We start from the raw sequence: 20,389 nt of genomic DNA, 5'->3' as shown, positions 1-20,389 counted from the left end.
CACACCGCATGAGCCTCCAACTCTTCTTTGCCCCCGGCGCCTGCTCGTTCGTGCCGCACGCCATGCTGGAGCTGGCCGGCGCACCGTTCGAGCCGGTCATGGTCAAGCTGCACAAGGGCGAACAGCGCAGTCCCGAGTACCTCGCGATGAACCCGCGCGGCCAGGTGCCGGTGCTGGTGGACGACGGCGAGGTGATCACGCAGATCGTGGCCATCCTGCTGCACCTGGACGCGAAATTCCCGCAGGCCGGCATCCTGCCCGCCTCGGGTCTGGCGCGCACGCGCGCCCTGTCCACGCTGGCCTGGATGAACAACACGGTGCACCCGACCTTCACCCACGTGTTCATGCCGCACAAGTTCACCGACGATGAGGGGGCGCAGAAGATCATCCGTGCCTTTGCGGCGAACAGCTACAAGGGCCTGCTCGGCGAGATCGAGGCCATGGCCGCCCAGGCCGCGCCCTGGCTGTGCGGCGAGGCGCCGTGTGCGCTGGACGCCTACGCGCTGACCTTGCTGCGCTGGGGCGGCTACGCCGGCATTGACCCGACCACGCTGCCCGCGACCTGGGACCTGGCCCAGCGGTTGGCGGCATTGCCGGCGGTGGCCCGCGTCATCGAGCGTGAGCGGCTGCAGTTGAACGTCTACCAGCCCGCCATCGCCTGAGGTCACTCATCGGCACGGCGGCGTGCCGCGAACCGGACCGACACGCGGAGCCCTCGCCGCGGAGCGTCCGGGTGGGTGTCTTCCATCATCACGGCGGCACCGTGCTGCTGGGCGATCTCGTGCACGATGGCCAGCCCCAGCCCTGAGCCATCGACGTTGGTTCCCAGCGCCCGGTAGAAGGGCTGCAGCACCAGCTCGCGCTCGTTCTCGGGGATGCCCGGCCCGTTGTCCTCCACCTGCAGGATCTGCACGCCGCTGAAGCGGTCGAACAGGACGCGCGCGGTCACCACGCCGCCGCGGCCGCTGTAGTTGATGGCGTTGTCGACCAGGTTGCGCGTCATTTCCTGAAGCAGCGTCGGGTTGCCGTCCATCAGGCAGATCTCGGGCATTTCGTCCGGGCCTTCGTAGCCCAGGTCGATGCCGTGTTCCAGCGCACGCGGCACCGAGTCGCGCACCACGCCGGTGACCAGCTGTGCCAGATCGATTTGCGCCGTGGGCAGGGTGCGGCCCGTTGTTTCCGCACGGGCCAAGGCCAGCAACTGGTTGACGGTGTGGGTGGCGCGCGTGCTGGAGTGCGCGATCTGTTGCAGCGAGCTGCGGATTTCCTGAGGGTTGGACTCGCGCTGCGCCAGCTCGGCCTGCATGCGCAGGCCGGCCAGCGGTGTCTTGAGCTGGTGCGCGGCGTCGGCCAGGAAGCGCTTCTGCGTGGTGAGCGAGGCGGTCAGCCGGGCCAGCAGGTCGTTGATGGACGACACCAGCGGGGCCACTTCCTGCGGGATGAAGGACTCTTCGATCGGGCTGAGGTCGTCGGGCTTGCGAGCCCGGATCTTCTGCTCCAGGTCGGACAGCGGCCGGATGCCGCGCACCAGCGCGAGCCAGACCAGCAGCACCGCCAGCGGCAGGATCACGAACTGCGGCACCATCACGCCCTTGATGATTTCCGTGGCCAGCGTCGAGCGCTTGCCCTTGGTCTCGGCCACCTGCATCAGCACCAGCTGGCTGGGATCGTGGTGCCGCTCCAGCCAGGTGTAGGCCACGCGGACCTCGTCGCCACGCACCTCGTCGTCGCGCAGCAGCACGCGTCCTGCGGCCGGCACGTCGGTGTCCGGTGGCGGCGGAAAATCAGCCTCGCCGCTGATCACGCCCTGCCGGGCATCCCGGAGCTGGTAATACACCAGGTCGCTGTCGTCGGCCTTGAGCAGGTCGCGCGCCTGCGGGGTCAGGTTGAAGCTGACCTTGTTGTCCTTGGTGACGACAAACTGGGTGAGCGCCTGCAGGTTGAACTCAAGCGCGCGGTCAAAGGGTTTGGACGCAATGCCCTGGGCCACGAACCAGGTGAGCGCCAGCGACAGCGGCCACAGCAGCAGCAGCGGCGTGAGCATCCAGTCCAGGATCTCCCCGAACAGGCTGCGCTGCTCGCGCTGGAACAGTCCGAAGGAGGTCCGGTGGCTGCCCTGCTTGTGATCGGTCATTTCGGGGCAGAAGGGCGCTCAGGCGCTCAGATCTTTTCGAGGCAGTAGCCCAGGCCCCGCACGGTGGCAATGCGGATCGGACCTTTCTCAATTTTCTTGCGCAGGCGGTGGATGTAGACCTCGATGGCGTTGTTGCTCACCTCTTCGCCCCATTCGCACAGCCGCTCGACCAGCTGGTCCTTGCTGACCAGGCGGCCGGCGCGCTGCAACAGCACCTCCAGCAGGCCGAGTTCGCGTGCCGAGAGTTCGACCATCTTGCCATCGATGGTGGCCACACGGCCGGCCTGGTCGTAGACCAGCGGGCCGTGCTTGATCGTGGAGCTGGCGCCGCCCATGCCACGGCGGGTGAGCGCGCGCACGCGGGCTTCGAGCTCCTGCAGCGAGAACGGCTTGGCCATGTAGTCGTCGGCGCCATAGTCAAGCCCCTTGACGCGCTCGTCCACGCTGTCGGCCGCGGTGAGGATGAGCACAGGCAGCGCGGAGCCTCGCGAACGCAGGCGCTTGAGCACTTCGAGTCCGTGCAGTTTGGGCAGGCCGAGGTCGAGGATCAGCAGGTCGAACTCGTTGTTCGTCATCAGGGCCGCGTCGGCCTCGCTGCCGTTGGCCACATGGTCGACCGCGGCACCCGCGGCCCGCAGACTGCGCAACAGACCATCGGCCAGGACCTGGTCGTCTTCTGCAATCAGGATGCGCATCGGTGTCTCCTTACGGGGTCTGGGGTCATTGTAGGTGGCGCGCCTAGCGCGAAGCATACGCCTCAAGCCCCAGCGCGACCACGGTCGCCACCTCGGTGCCGACCTGCGCCCGGAACTCGGTTTCAGCGCGCGCCACAGCCAGCCGGAAGGCTTCCAGCCACAGCAGGCCGGTTTCGGTGAAGACGATTCGCCGCGCGCGCGCGTCCAGCGGATCGGGTTCGCGCCGCACCAGTCCCCAGGCCTCGCACTGTGTCACCAGGTCGCCCATGGCCTGCTTGCTCATGCCAGCGGCGGCCGCCAGATCGGTCAGGCGCGAGCCCTTGAGGGCGAGGTGGCGCGTGATGTGGATGTGGGCAGCGCCGATCTGCTCGCGCGCCGCCAGGTTGGACAGGGCCAGGGGCACATTGGCGTCGTGCGCCATCAGGAACAGAACACGTTCGTCAAAGCGGCGCAGCGCATGACCCATGATGCGGCCCAGGTGGGTGGCCCGCCAGCGGTCGTCGGTGGTTGTGGAGGCGGTTGAGACAGACACGGCAAATAGTAAGGCAAACTGACCATTTATTGGCTTGCGAAGGATTTATGTGGCGATACACTCCTGTTCAGACATCCAGCCTGTACATAAATCCACAGACTGATGCAAGTACCCACTCACACACAGGAGCGCCGCACATGGACAACGCCACCAACACCGAAAAAGCCAAAGCCCTGCAGGCTGCGCTGGCCCAGATCGAAAAGCAGTTCGGCAAAGGCACCATCATGCGCCTGGGCGAAGGCGAGGCCATCGAGGACATCCAGGTGGTTTCCACAGGCTCGCTGGGCCTGGACATCGCCCTGGGCGTCGGTGGCCTGCCGCGTGGCCGTGTCATCGAAATCTACGGCCCGGAATCCTCGGGCAAGACCACGCTGACCTTGCAGGTCATTGCCGAAATGCAGAAGCTCGGCGGCACCTGTGCCTTCGTCGACGCCGAACACGCGCTGGACATCCAGTACGCACAGAAGCTGGGCGTGCACGTGCCCGACCTGCTGATCAGCCAGCCCGACACCGGCGAGCAGGCACTGGAAATCGTGGATTCGCTCGTGCGTTCTGGTGCGGTTGATCTGGTGATCATCGACTCGGTCGCCGCGCTCACGCCCAAGGCCGAAATCGAAGGTGAGATGGGCGACAGCCTGCCCGGCCTGCAGGCCCGTCTGATGAGCCAGGCGCTGCGCAAGCTCACCGCCACCATCAAGAAGACCAACTGCACCGTCATCTTCATCAACCAGATCCGCATGAAGATCGGTGTGATGTTCGGCAGTCCCGAAACCACAACCGGCGGCAACGCGCTCAAGTTCTACGCCTCTGTTCGCCTGGACATCCGCCGCACCGGTACCATCAAGAAGGGGGAGGAGGCGATCGGCAACGAGACCAAGGTCAAGGTGGTGAAGAACAAGGTCTCGCCCCCGTTCAAGACGGCCGAGTTCGACATCCTGTTCGGCGAAGGCATCAGCCGCGAGGGTGAGATCCTCGACCTCGGCGTGCTGCACCGCGTGGTCGAGAAGTCCGGCGCCTGGTACGCCTACAACGGCGAGAAGATCGGCCAGGGTCGTGACAACGCACGCGAATTCCTCAAGGAGAACCCCGAGCTGCGCGTGGAGATCGAGAACAAGGTGCGCACCGAGCTGGGTGTGCCGCTGCTGCCGGTCGATGCGGGCGCCGAAGAAGCGGCCCCGGCCGCTGCCAAGGGTAAAAAGGCCAAGGCCGCCGAAGCCGAGGCCACTGAATAAGTCTTGCGGTGGGGTTTGACAAGACTTCGCTCAAGGGCCGCGCGCTGCGGCTGCTGGCCGGCCGCGAACACTCGCGCGCCGAGTTGGAGAAGAAGTTGGCTTCTCACGAGCAGGAGCCCGGTGAACTGCAGCGCGCCCTGGACGAACTGCAGGCCAAGGGCTTCATCAGCGAGCAGCGGGTGGTCGAGTCGTTGATCCACCGGCGGTCCGCCCGGCTGGGTGCGGGCCGCGTGAAACAGGAGCTGCAGGCCAAGGGCATCAGCGCCGAGGCGGTTACCGAGGCGGTCGACCGGCTTCGACGCACCGAGACCGAGCGAGCCCGGGAGGTCTGGCGCAAGAAGTTCGGCGAGACCGCGGCGGATCCTGCCGGTCGAGCTAGGCAGATGCGGTTCCTCGCATCGCGCGGCTTTAGCGCCGAGGCGATTCGCCGTGTGGTCCGCGGTGCAGACGACGACTGAAACGGCTGGCGTTACAGCCCCAGCATGAGTTGCAGGTTCTGCACGGCCGCTCCACTGGCGCCTTTGCCCAGGTTGTCCAGGCGCGCGATCACGACGGCGTGGCGGTGTGTCTCATTGGCGAACACGCGCAATTCGAGTTTGTTGGTGTCGTTCAGGGCGGTGGCGTCCAGCTTGCCGTCGGTGGTGGCGGGCAATACGCTGACCCAGCCGCCTTGCGCCGCGCTGGCCGCGTAATGGGCCACCAGCGCGTCGTGCAGATCGCTGGCCTTGGGGCGGCTGGGCAGTTCGTCCAGGTGCAGTGGCAGCTGCACCAGCATGCCCTGGCGGAAGTTGCCGACGGCAGGAATGAAGATGGGGCGACGGCTCAGGCCGGTGTAGCGCTGTATTTCCGGAATGTGTTTGTGCGACAGGCCCAGCGCGTAGGCCTCATGCAGTGGTGCGGTGCCGGCTTCGTAGGCCTCGATCATCGAGCGGCCACCACCCGAGTAGCCGCTGACCGAGGGCAGCGACACCGGAAAGTCCTTGGGTAGAAGGCCCGCGTCGACAAGAGGGCGCAAGATTGCGATGGCGCCTGTGGCGTAGCAACCGGGGTTGGCCACACGGGCAGCCTTCTGCACGGCCTCGCGCTGGCCCGCACTCAGTTCGGGAAAGCCGTAGACCCAGCCGTCGTTGCAGCGGTGCGCGGTGGAGGCATCGATGATGCGGGGCTTGCGGCCCGGCAGGCTGTCGATCATCGCGACCGATTCGATGGCTGCGTCGTCGTGCAGACACAGGATCACCAGATCGGCTTCCGCCATGAGGGCCTTCTTGGCTTCGGGGTCCTTGCGCCGCTCGGGCGCAATGCTCAGCAACTCGATGGCGGGCATCCGTTGCAGGCGCTCGCGGATCTGCAGGCCCGTGGTCCCGGCTTCGCCGTCGATGAAGATTCTGGCCATGGCAGCTCCTGTGGGTGTCAGTCAGGGTTCAGCGACGGGCTTGATAATTATGCATTACGTAAGCCGTCACTTATGTATTGGTGCGTCGCAGCATGATACAGTCATCGGTTGCCGTGTCCACGAGTCCGCGCACCGGCTGTGCCCTTTGGCCGGATCGAACAACCCCAGTCCGAGAGAAACCTCATGAAGATTCACGAGTACCAAGGCAAGGAAATCTTGCGTCAGTTTGGTGTGCCGGTCCCCCGCGGCATTCCCGCGTTCACGGTGCAGGAAGCCGTTGAAGCCGCGCAGAAACTCGGCGGCCCGGTCTGGGTGGTCAAGGCCCAGATCCACGCCGGTGGCCGTGGCAAGGGCGGTGGTGTGAAGGTGGCCAAGTCGATCGACGACGTCAAGGCCCGCGCCACGGACATCCTGGGCATGCAACTGGTCACGCACCAGACCGGTCCCGAAGGCCAGAAGGTCCGCCGCCTGTACATCGAAGACGGCGCTGACATCAAGAACGAACTGTACGTGTCGCTGGTCACCGACCGCGCCACGCAGAAAGTGGCCTTGATCGCCTCCAGCGAAGGCGGCATGGACATTGAGGAAGTGGCCCATTCCACGCCCGAGAAGATCATCACCGAGATGATCGATCCGCTGACCGGCATCACCGAAGCGCAGTCGCGCAAGGTGGCCACAGCCATCGGCCTGACCGGTGGTTCGGTGGACCAGGCGGTCGACCTGTTCGCCAAGATTTACAAGTGCTACATGGACACCGACGCGTCCCTGGTGGAGATCAACCCGCTGAACTGCGACTCCAAGGGCAACCTGATGGCTCTGGACGCGAAGTTCAACTTCGACGCCAACGCCCTGTTCCGCCATCCAGAGATCGTGGCGTTCCGCGACTTGGACGAGGAAGACCCGGCTGAAATCGAGGCCTCCAAGTTCGACCTGGCCTACATCAGCCTGGACGGCAACATCGGCTGCCTGGTCAACGGTGCCGGTCTGGCCATGGCCACCATGGACACCATCAAGCTGTTCGGCGGCGAGCCGGCCAACTTCCTGGATGTGGGCGGCGGTGCCACCCCCGAGAAGGTCACCGAAGCCTTCAAGATCATGCTCAAGAACCCCAAGGTCGAAGGCATCCTGGTCAACATCTTCGGCGGCATCATGAAGTGCGACACCATCGCCACCGGTGTGATCACCGCTTGCAAGGCCGTGAACCTGAACGTGCCGCTGGTGGTGCGCATGAAGGGCACGAACGAAGAGCTGGGCAAGAAGATGCTGGCTGAGTCCGGCCTGCCCATCATCGCTGCAGACACCATGGCCGAAGCTGCGACCAAGATCGTTGCTGCCGTCAAGTAAGACCGGAGAACACACATGTCGATCTACATCAACAAAGAAACCAAGGTCATCACCCAGGGCATCACGGGCAAGACTGGCCAGTTCCACACCGAGAAGTGCCAGGAATACGCAAACGGCAAGAACTGCTTCGTGGCCGGCGTGAACCCCAAGAAGGCTGGTGAGTCGATCTTCAACATCCCGATCTACGCCTCCGTCAAGGAAGCCGCCCAGCAGACCGGCGCCACCGTGTCGGTGATCTACGTGCCGCCCGCAGGCGCTGCCGATGCCATCTGGGAGGCGGTTGAAGCCGACCTGGACCTGGCCATCTGCATCACCGAAGGCATTCCGGTCAAGGACATGCTGATGGTGCGCAACAAGATGAAAGCCAAGGAAGCCGCCGGCGGCAAGAAGACCCTGCTGCTGGGCCCCAACTGCCCCGGCCTGATCACGCCCGACGAGATCAAGATCGGCATCATGCCTGGTCACATCCACCGCAAGGGCCGTATTGGCGTGGTGTCCCGTTCGGGCACGCTGACATACGAAGCGGTGGCCATGCTGACCGAAGTGGGCCTGGGCCAGTCGAGCGCTGTCGGCATTGGTGGCGACCCTATCAACGGCCTTAAGCACATCGACGTGATGAAGGCTTTCAACGACGATCCAGACACCGACGCCGTGATCATGATCGGCGAAATCGGCGGTCCGGACGAAGCCGAAGCCGCCCAGTGGTGCAAGGCCAACATGAAGAAGCCCGTGGTCGGCTTCATCGCGGGTGTGACCGCCCCTCCCGGCAAGCGCATGGGCCACGCCGGCGCACTGATCTCCGGTGGTGCCGACACCGCCGATGCCAAGCTCGCGATCATGGAAGAGTGTGGTTTCGTGATCACGCGCAACCCGTCGGAACTGGGCAAGCTGCTCAAGGCGCAGCTGTAATCAGCTTCAACGAGGGGAGAAAAGGCCACGCATTCGTGGCCTTTTTTGTTCCGTTGGCGGCCGATGGTTCAAAGTCCCATGCTTGGTGTGAAGCTGTGAAAAGACGGGTGACTGTCTTCAAAGTGTGACAAATGTCTCAGGGGGCAACTGTCGCGGAATCTGTTTCAAGCTATAAAACCGATCTACATGATCTTCGAGTACTACAGCCAGACAGATCCCGGCCTGATTCGTGAAAACAACGAAGACTCGGTCGCGCTTGATCCCGCCAACCAGGTGGTCGTTCTGGCCGATGGCATGGGTGGCTATAACGCTGGCGAAGTGGCCAGTGCCATGGCCACCGGATTCATTCACAACGAACTGGGCCGCTGGATGACCGAGGGAGGTCATGAGGCGCATGCGCGCGAACTCAAGCGGGCCATGGAGATCTGTGTCGACAACGCCAACCGTTCGATCTTCAATGCGGCCAACTCCAATCCGCTGTACGCAGGGATGGGCACCACGCTGGTCATGGGGGTGTTTCAGGGCGCCCGCGCCATGATCGGGCACGTGGGCGATTCGCGCTGCTACCGCCTGCGCGGTGGGGTCCTGCAGCAGATCACCCGCGACCATTCGCTGCTTCAGGAGCAGATCGACGCCGGGCTGATTTCGGTGGAGCAGGCGCAATTTGCCACCCACAAGAATCTGGTGACCAGGGCATTGGGCGTTGAAGACACCGTGCTGCTGGAGGTCAACGAATTCCGGGTCGAGGATGGCGACGTCTACCTGTTCTGTTCCGACGGTCTGAGCGACATGGTGCCCGATGAACGCATCGCTGAGATCCTGCTGGAAGACGCAGGGTTAGAGGCCACAGGACGCAACCTTGTCGACTGTGCCAACGTCAACGGGGGCCGCGATAATATTTCGGTGATACTGGCCCAGGCCCGCGCCAAACCGGTCAAGAGGGGCCTGTTGTCGCGTATGCTGGGGCAGCCGTAAACAATTGGCATTAGTTATTAGGTTCCAGAGGAGTCGGCCATGCCGAAAATGATCGTTTCCATCGACGGCGTCGTCATCAAGGAAGTGCAGCTCACCAAGGATCGCACGACGCTGGGCCGTCGGCCGTACAACGACATCGTGATCGACAACCTGGCGGTCAGCGGCGAACACGCCGTCATGCAGATGTCGGGTGCGGATGTGTTTCTGGAAGACCTCAACAGCACCAACGGAACGTACGTCAACGGCAAGGCGATCAAGAAGCAGCAGCTGCAGAACGGCGATACCGTCGAGATCGGCAAGTACAAGATCAAGTTCTTCCACGACGGAGCCTCTGATCAGCAGGAAAAAACAACCGTGATCAATTCGGGTGCGGTGGTGGCATCCGAGTCTTCGACTGTGGGAGATGCCTCCATCCGGGTCATGTCCGGCGCGGCCGCTGGCCGCGAGGTGCCCCTGGTCAAGGTGGTGACGACGATCGGCAAGCCCGGTGTTGCTGTGGCGGCCATCACCCGTCGTCCGCACGGCTTCGTCGTGGCGCTGGTGGAGGGGGCAGTCAAGCCCACGGTGAATGGCAGGCCCCTGACCACGGAGGCTGTGAACCTCCAGAACGGTGACCTGATCGAGCTGGCCGGCACCCAGATGCAGTTCGTCCAGGCCTGACGGGCCTGTCTGCGGGCGTCGCCGGGTTCTTGGCGCCCCGTCTCCAATGCAACGCTCCATGCAGGCCTTGAGCAGACATGGCCGGCGCGTGGCCGTTTCCCTGTTGCCGCTGTTGCTGGGCGTGCTGCATGTCCTGGGGATCTTGCCCATGGACGGCCTGCTGCGGCTCGACGACCAGATCTACGACGCGCGCCTGCGCTGGACGATGCCGGCCACGCTGGACGAGCGGGTCGTCATCGTGGACATCGATGAACAGAGCCTGGCCGAAGTGGGGCAATGGCCATGGCCCAGGAACCGCGTGGCGGAGCTGGTGGACACGTTGTTTGATCGCCACCAGATCGCCTTGCTGGGCATGGACACGGTGTTTGCCGAGCCCGACGCAAGTACCGGTTTGCCGCAACTGGAGCGGCTGGCTCGCGAGGACTTGAAAGATCTTCCAGCGTATTCAGCGGCGCTCACACGACTGCGCCAGGGGCTGGACCACGACCGGCAGCTGGCCGATGCCCTGCGCGGGCGGCCGGTGGTGATGGGTTTCTATTTCAGCAACGAATCCGGCGGGCGGAGGTCCGGGGCCTTGCCCGAGCCTGTGCTCAGGCGCAGCGACCTGGGGGGGCGTACTCTTCGGGCCACACAGTGGACGGGCTACGGCGCCAATCTGCCTGGCCTGGCGGCTGCGGCGCCGCTGGCGGGGTTTTTCAATGCTGTACCCGGTGACGACGGAATGGTCCGCTCCCTTCCCCTGCTGGCCGAGCTCGACGGGGCTTACTACGAATCCTTGTCCCTCGCGATGTTCCGGACGATCACCGGCATGCCGACGGTGGAGCCGCGTTATCCGCCACAGCCGCCGGTGGGCGACCGCTATGACCTGGCCCACAGCATCGCATTGCGCAAGGAAGGCGGAACACTGGAGATCCCGGTGGATGACCGATTGGCGGTGCTAGTGCCTTTCCGCGGGCCTGGAGGTCCTCAGGGAGGGGCGTTCCGCTATGTTTCGGCGTCCGATGTGCTGGCCAACCGGGTCGCGCCCGAGGTCCTGCGGGATCGCATCGTGCTGCTCGGCACCACCGCACCCGGTTTGCTGGACCTGCGCGCCACACCCGTGGGCGAGGCCTATCCCGGTGTCGAAACCCACGCCAACGTACTGACGGCGCTGATGGATGGGCGCATGATCGCCCGGCCCGACTACGCCGCGGGGTATGAACTGGTCGTGCTGCTGGTGGCTGGTCTGGTGCTGGCGTTCGGACTGCCCCAATTGGGCGCAGCGGGTGCCGTAGGCTTGAGTCTGGCGGTATTCGCCGCCGTGGCGGGGCTCAACACCTGGCTGTACCTGGGCCACGGCCTGGCACTTCCCATGGCCGGAACCCTGGTGATGGCTGGGCTTACCTTCGTCATCAACATGAGCTACGGCTACCTGGTGGAAAGCCGGGCCAAGCGGGAGCTGGCGCAACTGTTCGGCACCTACGTCCCGCCGGAGCTGGTGGACGAGATGGTCAGGGACCCCGACAGCTACAGCATGGAAGCCAGCACCCGGGAGCTGACCGTGCTGTTCTGCGACATGCGCGGTTTCACGGCCATCGCCGAAACCATGCCGCCCACGGGGCTGCAAGCGCTGCTCAACACCGTGTTCAGCCGACTCACACGGGTGATTCGCCAGCACCGCGGCACCATCGACAAATACATGGGCGATTGCGTGATGGCCTTCTGGGGAGCCCCTGTCGAAACCCGGGGGCACGCCGCACTGGCCGTGCTGACTGCGCTGGACATGGCGGCCGAGATCGCGGCCATCAACCGCGAGCGCGCGGCGGTACATCTGCCCGACATCGGCGTGGGCATCGGCCTGAACACCGGTGACATGTGCGTGGGCGACATGGGCTCGGACGTGCGGCGCAGCTACACAGTGGTCGGCGACGCTGTGAACCTCGGAGCGCGGCTGGAGGGGTTGACCCGTGTGTACGGCGTCGATGTGGTGGCCAGCGAATCCACGCGCCGCCAGGCGCCCGACTTTGTCTGGCAGGAGCTCGACCGTGTGCGTGTCAAGGGCAAGGCACAGGCCGTGGCCATCCACACGCCGCTGTGCGCTGCTGATCAGCTGACGCCGGAACTTTCAGACGAGTTGAAAGAATGGGAGCAGGCCCTGAAGGCCTGGCGCCAACAGAACTGGGACCGCTGCCTTGCTCATTTGGAGAAGCTGCAGCGGAAGAATGCCAAAAAAGTCCTTTACCGGCTCTACGCCGAACGGGTAGTCTCCATGCGGGTCGAGCCTCCGCCCCCGGACTGGGACGGCTCCACCGCGTTCGACACCAAATAAACCGCCCGAACGGGCCACCAACTCCTGGAACATTGATGAGGGTACGCGTACTGGGCTGCTCAGGCGCCATTTCGCAAGGCTGCCGGACCACCTCCTTCCTGCTCGATGACGACGTGCTCGTCGACGCCGGCACCGGGGTGGGCGACCTCAGCCTCGACGAAATGGCGCGGGTCGACCATGTGCTGCTCACCCACTCCCACCTTGACCACGTGGCCAGCCTGCCCCTGATGCTCGATGCGGTGGCCGCGCGGCGGCTGGCGGCCGGCGCTGCGCCGCTGGTGGTGCACGCCCTTCCAGGCACGATCTCCGCGCTGAAGGTGCACATCTTCAACAACCTGATCTGGCCCGATTTTTCGACCATTCCCAGTGCCGAGACCCCGCTGATGCGCTTCGTGCCGATCACCGTGGGCGAGCTGCTGTGCGTGGGGGGCAAAGACATCGAAGTGCTGCCGGCGGTGCACACCGTGCCCGCGGTGGGTTACGCGGTGAACAGCCCCAGCGGCCACTGGGTGTTCAGCGGCGACACCGAGCGCAACCCGGCGTTCTGGCAGCGCGTCAACCGGATCGATGTGGCCATGCTGATCATCGAGACCGCCTTCAGCGACCGCGAGCGCGAACTGGCCCAGCGAAGCCTGCACCTGGCGCCCAGCTCGCTGGCCGACGAACTGGACCAGATCGACCGCAGCCGCCGCTTCCCGATCTACATCACGCACACCAAGCCGGCCGAGACCGGGCTGATCATGGAAGAGATTCGCCGCTTCGACGACGCGCCGAACCGGGCCGATGACGTGCGCCACGACATCCGCTGGCTCAGCGCTGGGCAGACCTTCGACCTCTGACAAATTTTGTCCCGCGAACGGCGGGTGACAAAAATTGTCAGTGACTGCCGGCGACAGAGGACACAAATCGTCACTGGTCGGGGGCGGTGCGTGAAAAAGCACGCAAAAAGCAGGGCAAATCGGGTTGGCACGCTCCATGCGATGACACACCCGTCCTCAACCCACAACCCCCTCCAAGGAGTTTTTCAATGAAGCGTTCCCTGCAAAAAGGTTTCACCCTGATCGAACTGATGATCGTGGTGGCCATCATCGGTATCCTGGCTGCGGTGGCGCTGCCGGCGTATCAGGACTACACGATCCGCGCCCGTATCACTGAAGGTCTGTCGGTTGCCGCCGATGCAAAAACTCAGATCGGCACCAGCGCGACCACCGCGACCGAGCTGACAGCACTGGCCACTTCGTGGAACGCGCAAGGCGGTAGCACGGGCGCGACCAGCAAGTATGTGTCCAGCGTGCGGATGGATGCCACCACGGGTGAGATCACGGTGACCTACAACCGGGAAAACGTGGGTGCCATTCCCGACGGCGCGACACTCAATCTGAAGCCCTTCATGTCCGTGGGCACCAGCAACTTCGTGGCGCTCGATACCGCATTGGGTGCCGGCTACTCCGGCGAGACCGGTGCCATCGATTGGGCCTGCGCATCGGTTGCCAATACCGTGGCAACGGCTCGTGGCATGGCCACCGGCCTCACGGCGGGTACTCTGCCTGCCAAGTTCGCGCCCAGCGAGTGCCGCTGATAGAAGCACATTGATCTCAGGTTGACTGATGTCAAGGGGGCACTGCGGTGCCCCTTTTTTTGTCAGTTTCTGATGAGTTAAGTCGATACTGAGCCTGTCGATTGTGTGAGAGCGTCAATGGGATTAATGAACTGCTTGCGGATGGAATGACGTATCTCTTTGGAGAAGTCTTAGCGCCTGGCATGCAACCTGCTTATTTTGGAATCACGAAAATACATTCTTTGAGGTGCAAATGAATTCCAACTACCATCGAGGATTCACGCTGATTGAATTGATGATCGTGGTTGCGATCATTGGCATCTTGGCGGCTGTTGCGCTACCTGCATACCAAGACTACACCATCCGTTCACGCATTGTCGAGGGGCTTTCACTGGCTTCCGATGCTAAGCAGGCGGTGGCCACTGCTGCATTGACACAGACTGAGTTGGCGGCTGTGGCTGGCTCCTACAATGAGGCCAATGGAAGCAATGGGCTTACGAGTAAGTACGTGAGTGGTGTTCAGATTGATGCGACAACCGGTGAAATATCGATTACCTTCAATCGTCAAAACGTCGGTGCAATTCCTGATGATTCGGTGATGATGCTCAAGCCTTTTGTATCTGTTGGCAGTGATTTTGTGGCGCTCGACACCGTGCTGTCTTCAACCTATTCCGGCGAGACCGGTTCCGTCGACTGGGCCTGCGCATCTTCTGCAAATACTGTAGCTACAGCCAGGGGAATGACCATCAGTATTCCCGCCAATGCGCTGCCCTCCCGGTTTGCGCCTACCGAATGTCGATGACGCCTGCATCGTCGTTGCACAATTTCAGGGAAGTGTGAGGTTCGCGTAGGATTGGGGGACTGGACTTGTTGTTGCTTGTGTGTGCGAATGACTGACTCGCGTTTTCTCAATACATTGGGCACCAGAGCCAAGGCAGCAGGAGTGCATCTGGTGCTGTCTGCATCCGTGGCTTCGGTGTTGGCTGTGCTCGTATTCGGCTTCTGGTACCCGGCTGATTACCGTATGTTGGCAGGGGGAACAGACCTCTTCCTGATTGTCATGATGGTGGATGTCGTGCTCGGGCCACTTCTGACATTTGTCGTTTTTGACCGCTCAAAAGGCTGGCGTCATCTCAAGCGGGATCTTGCGGTCATTGCGCTCCTTCAGGTACTGGCCTTGTCGTATGGGCTTCACGCGGTGTACCTGGGGCGGCCAGTCGCGCTTGCATTCGAATTTGATCGCTTTCGAGTGGTTTCTTTTGCAGAGGTGGTGGAAGACGAGCTGCCTCAGGCCCTGCCCATGTTTCAGCGTCTGCCCATGAATGGGCCCATGCTGCTTGCAGTGCGAAAATCGCGTACACCGGAAGAGCGCTCCGATGCATTGAATGCTGCGATTCTCCAGGGAATCGACAACAGTCAGCGCCCGAAGTTCTGGGTTCCGTACGATGAAGAGGCTCGAGCCGCAGCGGTGTCTGCCGGACGGACACTGGACGTTCTGGTGTCCAGATATCCAGCGGCTAAGGCCGCTGCTGAGCAGCTGTCTGCATTGACTGACACTCACGAAGAACAAAGCGGTTTGCGCTTTCTGCCCGTTCGTGCCAAACACGATGCGGTGGCCGTTTTGCGTCGAGATGGAGAAATTGTCGGTATCCTGCCATTTGATGGGTTTTTTTGATGAACCTGCAATCCCCGTTATTGAACCGTTCCGCTTGGTATAAGACAGGCTGGCTCAGGATCGTGCTGGCGGTCATTGCTCTCGTCTTTTTGAACGGCATTTTCCAGTATGTGGCACTCCGTTTCGGATACACGCGCTATTTTCTCGGCTTCGAGCTGCTGGCGGCCGTTGTCGTCTTTGCGCTTGGATACCGGTGGTCTGGTCTGCTTCTTTTTTTTGTCGGCTTGGTATTGGAAATAGTTCTTGGGCTGACCGGATTGTTTCATTTTATGAATATCCGGGAGGCGTTGGACATGGCAGAGTTTGCGCTTCTTGCGCGCCCTGAAGATATATTTGGGTTTGTCGTTTCGTTCGTTTTGGTTGTGGGGTGTTTTTGGGTGGCGGGTACGCTGCTTTCAGGTGTTCGCTCTAGTCGAATGGCGTTGATTGGTGGGGTGTTCGTTGTCGGATTGACCTACGGGCAGTGGTCGGTTTCCGAAGAGCGGGGTGATTTTTTCACGCCAGTTCTTGCCAGCCAGGACGCTCTGTTGTTTGGAAGCGCTTCCTTCCTGCTGAAGAATACGCTGGATCTGAACCGAGTCAAGCAGGCGGTCGATGGCAATCCTGACGTTGAATATCACAAGATTCAGCACCCTTCGGCGGCAGATGGAGTCATGTGGGGGGGGGCACCAGATTCCCGGAGAATTCTCTTTGTGATCAGCGAGGCATGGGGCTTGCCAAGGGACCCGAACATTCTGGAGAAGCAGATTCTCTCCCTGCGCAACAGTGTTCATGTGCAGGATCTGGAGCTGAAGAGCGTGTATGCAAGAGGAGCAACGGCTGCAGGCGAGTTGCGCGAGTTATGTGGCCTGATACCCAGTCGGATGAATTTTGGAAAAATGTCATCCGAATTGGTTGGGGAGTGCCTTCCCAAGAAATTGAAGGCTCTTGGGTATCGAACGGTCGCAGTCCATGGCGCTGACAGCGGCATGTACAGAAGAAGCCGATGGTACCCCGTGCTTGGGTTTGAAAAAATGTTTTTCAAGAACGACATGCCTGCGTCCGAGTCGAACTGTTATTCCTTTCCAGGATATTGCGATCGGAATATTTTTCCGGTGGTGCGGGATCAACTGAAAAATGAGCAAGTGTTTGTATATTGGTTGACCCTCAATACCCATGTTCCTTATGATCGGCGCGATATATCGCACTATCGTGATGATCTTTGCAGTGAATTTTCTAGAGAAAATACCAATGAGATGCTCTGCAACTATCAAAACCTACACGCCCAATTTTTTGACGGGCTGGCCCATCTCATCAAGGATGACGCGTTGCGAGGTGTGGAGGTTGTGGTGGTTGGGGATCACGCGCCAATATTTCTGGATGGCGAGACGCGTGAGCGCTTTGAACGTGAGCGGGTTCCCGTGCTGCATTTCACAGTGAAGTGATGGGGTCGCCCAGCGCGCGCGCCCAGTACGCCCAGGCCCCAAGTGTGAGGGGCCTGCTTGCATTGGCGGCTTATCTTCTTCTGGGCTTGCTCTTTCAGTGGATTTCACTGCATTTCGGCTTCAAGCGCTACCTGTTGAATGCTGAAATGTTGATCGCCATGCTCCTGTTTATGGCGGGATGGCAGGGATTGGGTGTTTTGGCTTTTCTCGTCGCGGTCTGCTTGGAATTGACCCTTGGCGCCACCTCTGTTTTTCGCTTGATCGACATCGCTCAAGTGGGAGACATGGCCGGGTACCTTCTGGAGGCAAAGGGGACCTACCTTGTGATGCTCGCTGCGCTGGCGGTGATCGCTGCGGCAGGCTTCTGGGCTGCGGCGGGAAGTTTGAAAGGCGTGCGTTGGCGATGGCTCTGGCTTTTTGCCTCAGGACTATTGCTGATTCAATGGCAGCTGTCGTTTGCTGGTGCCACTTTTTTTTCGCCGCCATTCGCTGAGCGAGACCGGCTGTTGTTTGGCAGTTCGGCTCATTTCGTCCACCAAGTGCTTGAGGAGAACCGCAGGCGGCATGTGCACATTGGCGCCGATGCCGAGGATGCTGAATACCTTCCGGTTGCTCATCCATCGGCAGCCAGTTTGATGTTGGGCGAGCAGTCCAGATCGCCGCGTATCCTGTTCATCATCGCCGAATCTTGGGGGAAACCTCATCAGCCAGTTGTGCTTGAGCAGCAGATTTCGGCATTGCGCAGCAGTGCGCACGTGCATGACCTGCAGGTGGGAAGTATCAATGCTGTCGGAACGACGGCGGCAGGGGAGTTGCGCGAGCTTTGTGGACGTATCCCGACGCGTCTGAATTTTCAGCGGATGACGCCAGAGGTTGTTGGCGAGTGCCTGCCAGCCAAGCTCGCCAAGCAGGGATACAGGACAGTGGCGCTGCATGCGGCCTTCGGCGCCATGTACCGCAGAGTGGACTGGTACCCGGTCATCGGCTTCGACGACCTCGTCTTCAGGGAGAACCTGCCATTTGAAGGAACACAGTGCTACTCGTTCCCAGGCTACTGCGACCGTCACCTTCTGGATGTGGTGCGCAAGAAGCTGGACCATGAGAAAGTTTTTCTCTACTGGTTGAGTTTGAACTCGCACATACCGTACGACCGACGCGACGTGGCGAACTACCGAGACGCGATGTGTCGCAGCGCGTTCGGCGACGCACACAGCGACCAGCTATGTCGATACCAGAACCTGCATGTGCAGTTCTTTGAGGGCTTGGCCAAACTGGCCGAAGCAGAATCTCTCAAGGGAGTGGAGGTGGTCGTTGTGGGGGACCATGCGCCCATCTTCAACGACTCAGCGTCTCGTGCCAGGTTCGAGCAGGAACAGGTGCCGATGCTTCATTTCACAGTGCAATGAGGGTTTCTGTCCTTCGGTCCGGTCCGGACACCGGAGCTACTCGCAAGCCGTACGTTCTTGTCGTGTATCAATGCAGAAGGGCTGTGACATGCAAGCGATATTGGGTCGTTCTGTGGGGCTGCCCTGGCGCTACTGCTTTCTTAAGTGAAGATCGAATCGCCTGGCCTCTGACAGATCGGCGACGGTGTCCACTTCCCGAAGGTTCAGCTCTGAGCAGGGGATTGGCAGTTGCTGCTCCAGTCGGTTGAAGACGTAGCGAACCTCTCCGTCAAGGGCGTCTGCCGGACCTGCAAACACATTGGCCCACTCCAGCGGCGTCGCCTGCGTGCGGGTGAAACCTGTCACCAGCGTTTCCCCACGAGCCTGGGTTCTTGTGGTTACGTAAACCGCGTTCTCGCTGCTCGAGGGAGTGACACCGATCAGCAGCGGATGGCACGCGGCTTCGGTGACAAAAGCCTGGAGCGATTCGGGTTCAATCAGCAGGTCTCCATCAAGGAACAGCACCTTCCCATGGCAACCACGCGCGCCCAGTGCCATGCTCTGCGCCGTGTTGGTGGTTCGGAACTGGGGGTTCCGGACCAGCACCACATCTCGGTGCCTCCTCGCAACGAGGTCCACGATCATCTCCTCGCGATAGCCGACCACCACATGGATTCGCCGCACCAAGGGGGTCAGCGTGTCGATGAGCTTGCTCAACAGCGTGCTTCCGCCAATCTCCAGCATGCACTTGGGGATGCCGTATCCCAGTCTGGAGCCAAGACCAGCGGCGGCGATCACAGCGAAGTCAACAGGCTGCATAAAGTCTTTCCATCATGAATCACGTAGTCGGCAGCACCGATGGCTGCCGCGGTCGGGCTGTGCGTTCCACCGTAGGCGATGGCCACGTCGGCTGCGCGCAGCATGGGGACATCGTTGGAGCCGTCACCCACGGCGATGATCCGGGAGTGGCCCAGCGCCCGGAGATGGTCGACGGCATCGCCCTTGTTGAGTATGTTGTCGAGGCGCACCTGACCATCCACCAGACTGGCCGAAGAGAAGTAGCCTGAGCAACCGAGCGACTCAACCACAGGGCGAGTCCAGAGATCCAGGTTGCCTGTCACGACAAAGCATGAGTCCGACCGCTCTCGAACGAATGCGAGAAGTGTCTCGTCCATGGGTATGTCGGCGATGATGGAGTGCACCCTGTTTGCAGGGACGCGGCCCAGGATCGCAACCCGCAGCGCCAGCGACTCCTCAAAAGTGATCAGGCCTTCCATCGTGATGCGTGTCAGCGTCGCGATTTCCTGAGAGATGCCCAGCTCGGAGGCAATGCAGGGGAGGATCTCCGTTCGGGTGAGCGTTCCGTCTAAGTCAAAGCAGAAGGCCGTACTCATGAGGCGCGCTCCACCACCAACCACCGCTGCCGGGTCTCTGCCCGGTTGTTCAGTGTCTGGTCACCGTAGACATCCCCGCTGTCCGTGAGTTGGCAACCCTGGACTCCCATCGCCTGGGCCATGAAGGTGCGCAGTTCGCTGTCTGTGCGGTAGATCGCGTGGTAGTCCTGCTCCAGTTCTTCGGAAAAATGGTCCTTGATGGTCAGTCGCTGTCCCTGGGCCACCGGCTCCCGAAAAACCGCTCTCCCGCCGGGTGCCAAAGCGTCGGCCACGCAGCTCAGGGCGCGCAAGAGTTCGTCGTCGTTCAGATAGATCAGTACCCCCGCACACAGCACGCGATCGAAGGGAAGACCCTCCCCGAGCGACGCCAGAGAAAAATCGTCCATTGATGCGACGGAAAACCTGCATGTGCTCTCCGCGCCGTATCGAGACCTGGCGTACGCCACCAGATCACTGCTGAAGTCCAGGCCGTGATAGGCACGGCACTGACCTAGCAGGCTGCCCACCCAGCGGCCAGTGCCACAACCGACATCCAGCACCCGCTGGGAACCGTCCAGCAGCAGTAGGGGTAGCAGACAGGCTTTCTCCGCCTCGTCGCGGCGTTCCGCAAGGTCGGCATGCTTGTCCTGATAGATGACAGCCCTTACTGGGCCTACGCGCTCGATACGGCGGGCCCTCTCAGCAAAGAAGTCACCTACTTTCGAGCGATCAATCCGGGGAGGATCGCTGCTCTGGTCGTCGGAAAAGATACGGCTCATGATTCGTAGTGAG

The 20,389-nt window shown here is 61.8% G+C and carries 21 protein-coding genes; 14 read left to right on the top strand and 7 right to left on the bottom strand.

The window, feature by feature from the left end; all coding sequences use genetic code 11:
• Positions 1 to 8: 8 nt before the first annotated feature.
• Positions 9 to 662 carry a glutathione S-transferase family protein gene (locus ACFOPI_RS00500; RefSeq protein WP_382169688.1) on the top strand — a complete coding sequence of 218 codons (654 nt, stop codon included), beginning with the start codon at positions 9 to 11 and terminating at the stop codon, positions 660 to 662.
• Positions 663 to 664: 2 nt separating this feature from the next.
• Here ACFOPI_RS00500 and ACFOPI_RS00495 read toward each other — a convergent pair whose 3' ends face one another.
• The 3 genes from ACFOPI_RS00495 to ACFOPI_RS00485 are packed head-to-tail and all read right to left on the bottom strand — an operon-like array spanning position 665 to position 3,295.
• Positions 665 to 2,134 (bottom strand): sensor histidine kinase, encoded by a 1,470-nt coding sequence (locus tag ACFOPI_RS00495; protein ID WP_382169686.1) that lies wholly within the window; start codon positions 2,132 to 2,134, stop codon positions 665 to 667.
• Positions 2,135 to 2,160: 26 nt separating this feature from the next.
• The gene (locus ACFOPI_RS00490) at positions 2,161 to 2,829 is read right to left on the bottom strand and encodes a response regulator (RefSeq protein ID WP_066159418.1); all 669 of its coding nucleotides are present in this window, start codon (positions 2,827 to 2,829) and stop codon (positions 2,161 to 2,163) included.
• A gap of 43 nt (positions 2,830 to 2,872) precedes the next feature.
• Positions 2,873 to 3,295 (bottom strand): MarR family winged helix-turn-helix transcriptional regulator, encoded by a 423-nt coding sequence (locus ACFOPI_RS00485; RefSeq protein WP_382170911.1) that lies wholly within the window; start codon positions 3,293 to 3,295, stop codon positions 2,873 to 2,875.
• Positions 3,296 to 3,498: 203 nt separating this feature from the next.
• On the opposite strand from ACFOPI_RS00485, the gene recA reads away from it, so the two are divergent.
• Together recA and recX are read left to right on the top strand one after the other, a co-directional pair.
• Positions 3,499 to 4,593, top strand: coding sequence for a recombinase RecA (recA, locus tag ACFOPI_RS00480; protein ID WP_382169684.1), 1,095 nt, complete (start codon positions 3,499 to 3,501; stop codon positions 4,591 to 4,593).
• A gap of 8 nt (positions 4,594 to 4,601) precedes the next feature.
• The gene (recX, locus tag ACFOPI_RS00475) at positions 4,602 to 5,051 is read left to right on the top strand and encodes a recombination regulator RecX (protein WP_382169682.1); all 450 of its coding nucleotides are present in this window, start codon (positions 4,602 to 4,604) and stop codon (positions 5,049 to 5,051) included.
• A gap of 11 nt (positions 5,052 to 5,062) precedes the next feature.
• Here recX and argC read toward each other — a convergent pair whose 3' ends face one another.
• The gene (gene argC / locus ACFOPI_RS00470; protein WP_382169680.1) at positions 5,063 to 5,986 is read right to left on the bottom strand and encodes an N-acetyl-gamma-glutamyl-phosphate reductase; all 924 of its coding nucleotides are present in this window, start codon (positions 5,984 to 5,986) and stop codon (positions 5,063 to 5,065) included.
• A 183-nt stretch (positions 5,987 to 6,169) separates the two neighbouring features.
• Here argC and sucC point away from each other — a divergent pair, with 183 nt between their 5' ends.
• The 11 genes from sucC to ACFOPI_RS00415 all read left to right on the top strand — a co-directional run bounded on the left by sucC (position 6,170) and on the right by ACFOPI_RS00415 (position 18,245).
• Positions 6,170 to 7,330: an ADP-forming succinate--CoA ligase subunit beta gene (gene sucC, locus ACFOPI_RS00465; protein ID WP_382169678.1), complete on the top strand. Its 1,161-nt coding sequence runs from the start codon at positions 6,170 to 6,172 to the stop codon at positions 7,328 to 7,330.
• A gap of 15 nt (positions 7,331 to 7,345) precedes the next feature.
• Positions 7,346 to 8,239 carry a succinate--CoA ligase subunit alpha gene (gene sucD, locus ACFOPI_RS00460; RefSeq protein WP_382169676.1) on the top strand — a complete coding sequence of 298 codons (894 nt, stop codon included), beginning with the start codon at positions 7,346 to 7,348 and terminating at the stop codon, positions 8,237 to 8,239.
• A 186-nt stretch (positions 8,240 to 8,425) separates the two neighbouring features.
• Positions 8,426 to 9,214 (top strand): Stp1/IreP family PP2C-type Ser/Thr phosphatase, encoded by a 789-nt coding sequence (locus ACFOPI_RS00455; RefSeq protein ID WP_382169675.1) that lies wholly within the window; start codon positions 8,426 to 8,428, stop codon positions 9,212 to 9,214.
• Between the two features lie 39 nt (positions 9,215 to 9,253).
• Positions 9,254 to 9,874, top strand: coding sequence for an FHA domain-containing protein (locus tag ACFOPI_RS00450; protein ID WP_382169673.1), 621 nt, complete (start codon positions 9,254 to 9,256; stop codon positions 9,872 to 9,874).
• 88 nt (positions 9,875 to 9,962) lie between these two features.
• Complete coding sequence (locus ACFOPI_RS00445; RefSeq protein ID WP_382169671.1) at positions 9,963 to 12,182, top strand: CHASE2 domain-containing protein; 2,220 nt, start codon at positions 9,963 to 9,965, stop codon at positions 12,180 to 12,182.
• Between the two features lie 35 nt (positions 12,183 to 12,217).
• The gene (locus ACFOPI_RS00440) at positions 12,218 to 13,021 is read left to right on the top strand and encodes a 3',5'-cyclic-nucleotide phosphodiesterase (RefSeq protein WP_382169669.1); all 804 of its coding nucleotides are present in this window, start codon (positions 12,218 to 12,220) and stop codon (positions 13,019 to 13,021) included.
• A 188-nt stretch (positions 13,022 to 13,209) separates the two neighbouring features.
• On the top strand, positions 13,210 to 13,761 hold the full coding sequence (locus tag ACFOPI_RS00435; protein WP_382169667.1) for a pilin: 552 nt from the start codon (positions 13,210 to 13,212) through the stop codon (positions 13,759 to 13,761).
• Between the two features lie 232 nt (positions 13,762 to 13,993).
• On the top strand, positions 13,994 to 14,542 hold the full coding sequence (locus ACFOPI_RS00430; RefSeq protein WP_382169665.1) for a pilin: 549 nt from the start codon (positions 13,994 to 13,996) through the stop codon (positions 14,540 to 14,542).
• Positions 14,543 to 14,629: 87 nt separating this feature from the next.
• Complete coding sequence (gene tfpZ / locus ACFOPI_RS00425; protein ID WP_382169663.1) at positions 14,630 to 15,415, top strand: TfpX/TfpZ family type IV pilin accessory protein; 786 nt, start codon at positions 14,630 to 14,632, stop codon at positions 15,413 to 15,415.
• Entirely contained in the window at positions 15,415 to 16,839 is a 1,425-nt protein-coding gene (locus tag ACFOPI_RS00420; protein WP_382169661.1) for a sulfatase-like hydrolase/transferase, read from the top strand. Before tfpZ ends, ACFOPI_RS00420 begins: the two co-directional genes overlap by 1 nt.
• Positions 16,839 to 18,245, top strand: coding sequence for a sulfatase-like hydrolase/transferase (locus ACFOPI_RS00415; protein WP_382169659.1), 1,407 nt, complete (start codon positions 16,839 to 16,841; stop codon positions 18,243 to 18,245). Before ACFOPI_RS00420 ends, ACFOPI_RS00415 begins: the two co-directional genes overlap by 1 nt.
• A 129-nt stretch (positions 18,246 to 18,374) precedes the next feature.
• Here ACFOPI_RS00415 and ACFOPI_RS00410 read toward each other — a convergent pair whose 3' ends face one another.
• The 3 genes from ACFOPI_RS00410 to ACFOPI_RS00400 are packed head-to-tail and all read right to left on the bottom strand — an operon-like array spanning position 18,375 to position 20,376.
• The gene (locus ACFOPI_RS00410; RefSeq protein WP_382169657.1) at positions 18,375 to 19,043 is read right to left on the bottom strand and encodes an NTP transferase domain-containing protein; all 669 of its coding nucleotides are present in this window, start codon (positions 19,041 to 19,043) and stop codon (positions 18,375 to 18,377) included.
• Positions 19,019 to 19,618 carry an HAD family hydrolase gene (locus ACFOPI_RS00405; protein ID WP_382169655.1) on the bottom strand — a complete coding sequence of 200 codons (600 nt, stop codon included), beginning with the start codon at positions 19,616 to 19,618 and terminating at the stop codon, positions 19,019 to 19,021. Before ACFOPI_RS00405 ends, ACFOPI_RS00410 begins: the two co-directional genes overlap by 25 nt.
• Positions 19,615 to 20,376, bottom strand: a complete 762-nt coding sequence (locus tag ACFOPI_RS00400) for a class I SAM-dependent methyltransferase (RefSeq protein WP_382169653.1) — start codon at positions 20,374 to 20,376, stop codon at positions 19,615 to 19,617. The genes ACFOPI_RS00405 and ACFOPI_RS00400 overlap by 4 nt, the downstream gene beginning before the upstream one ends.
• Positions 20,377 to 20,389: the final 13 nt, after the last annotated feature.

This window comes from Hydrogenophaga luteola (genome assembly GCF_042648585.1).
Taxonomy (GTDB): Bacteria; Pseudomonadota; Gammaproteobacteria; order Burkholderiales; family Burkholderiaceae_C; genus Hydrogenophaga; species Hydrogenophaga luteola.
The sequence above is the reverse complement of the archived record's forward strand: the minus strand, read 5'-3'. Positions and strand labels throughout refer to the sequence as shown.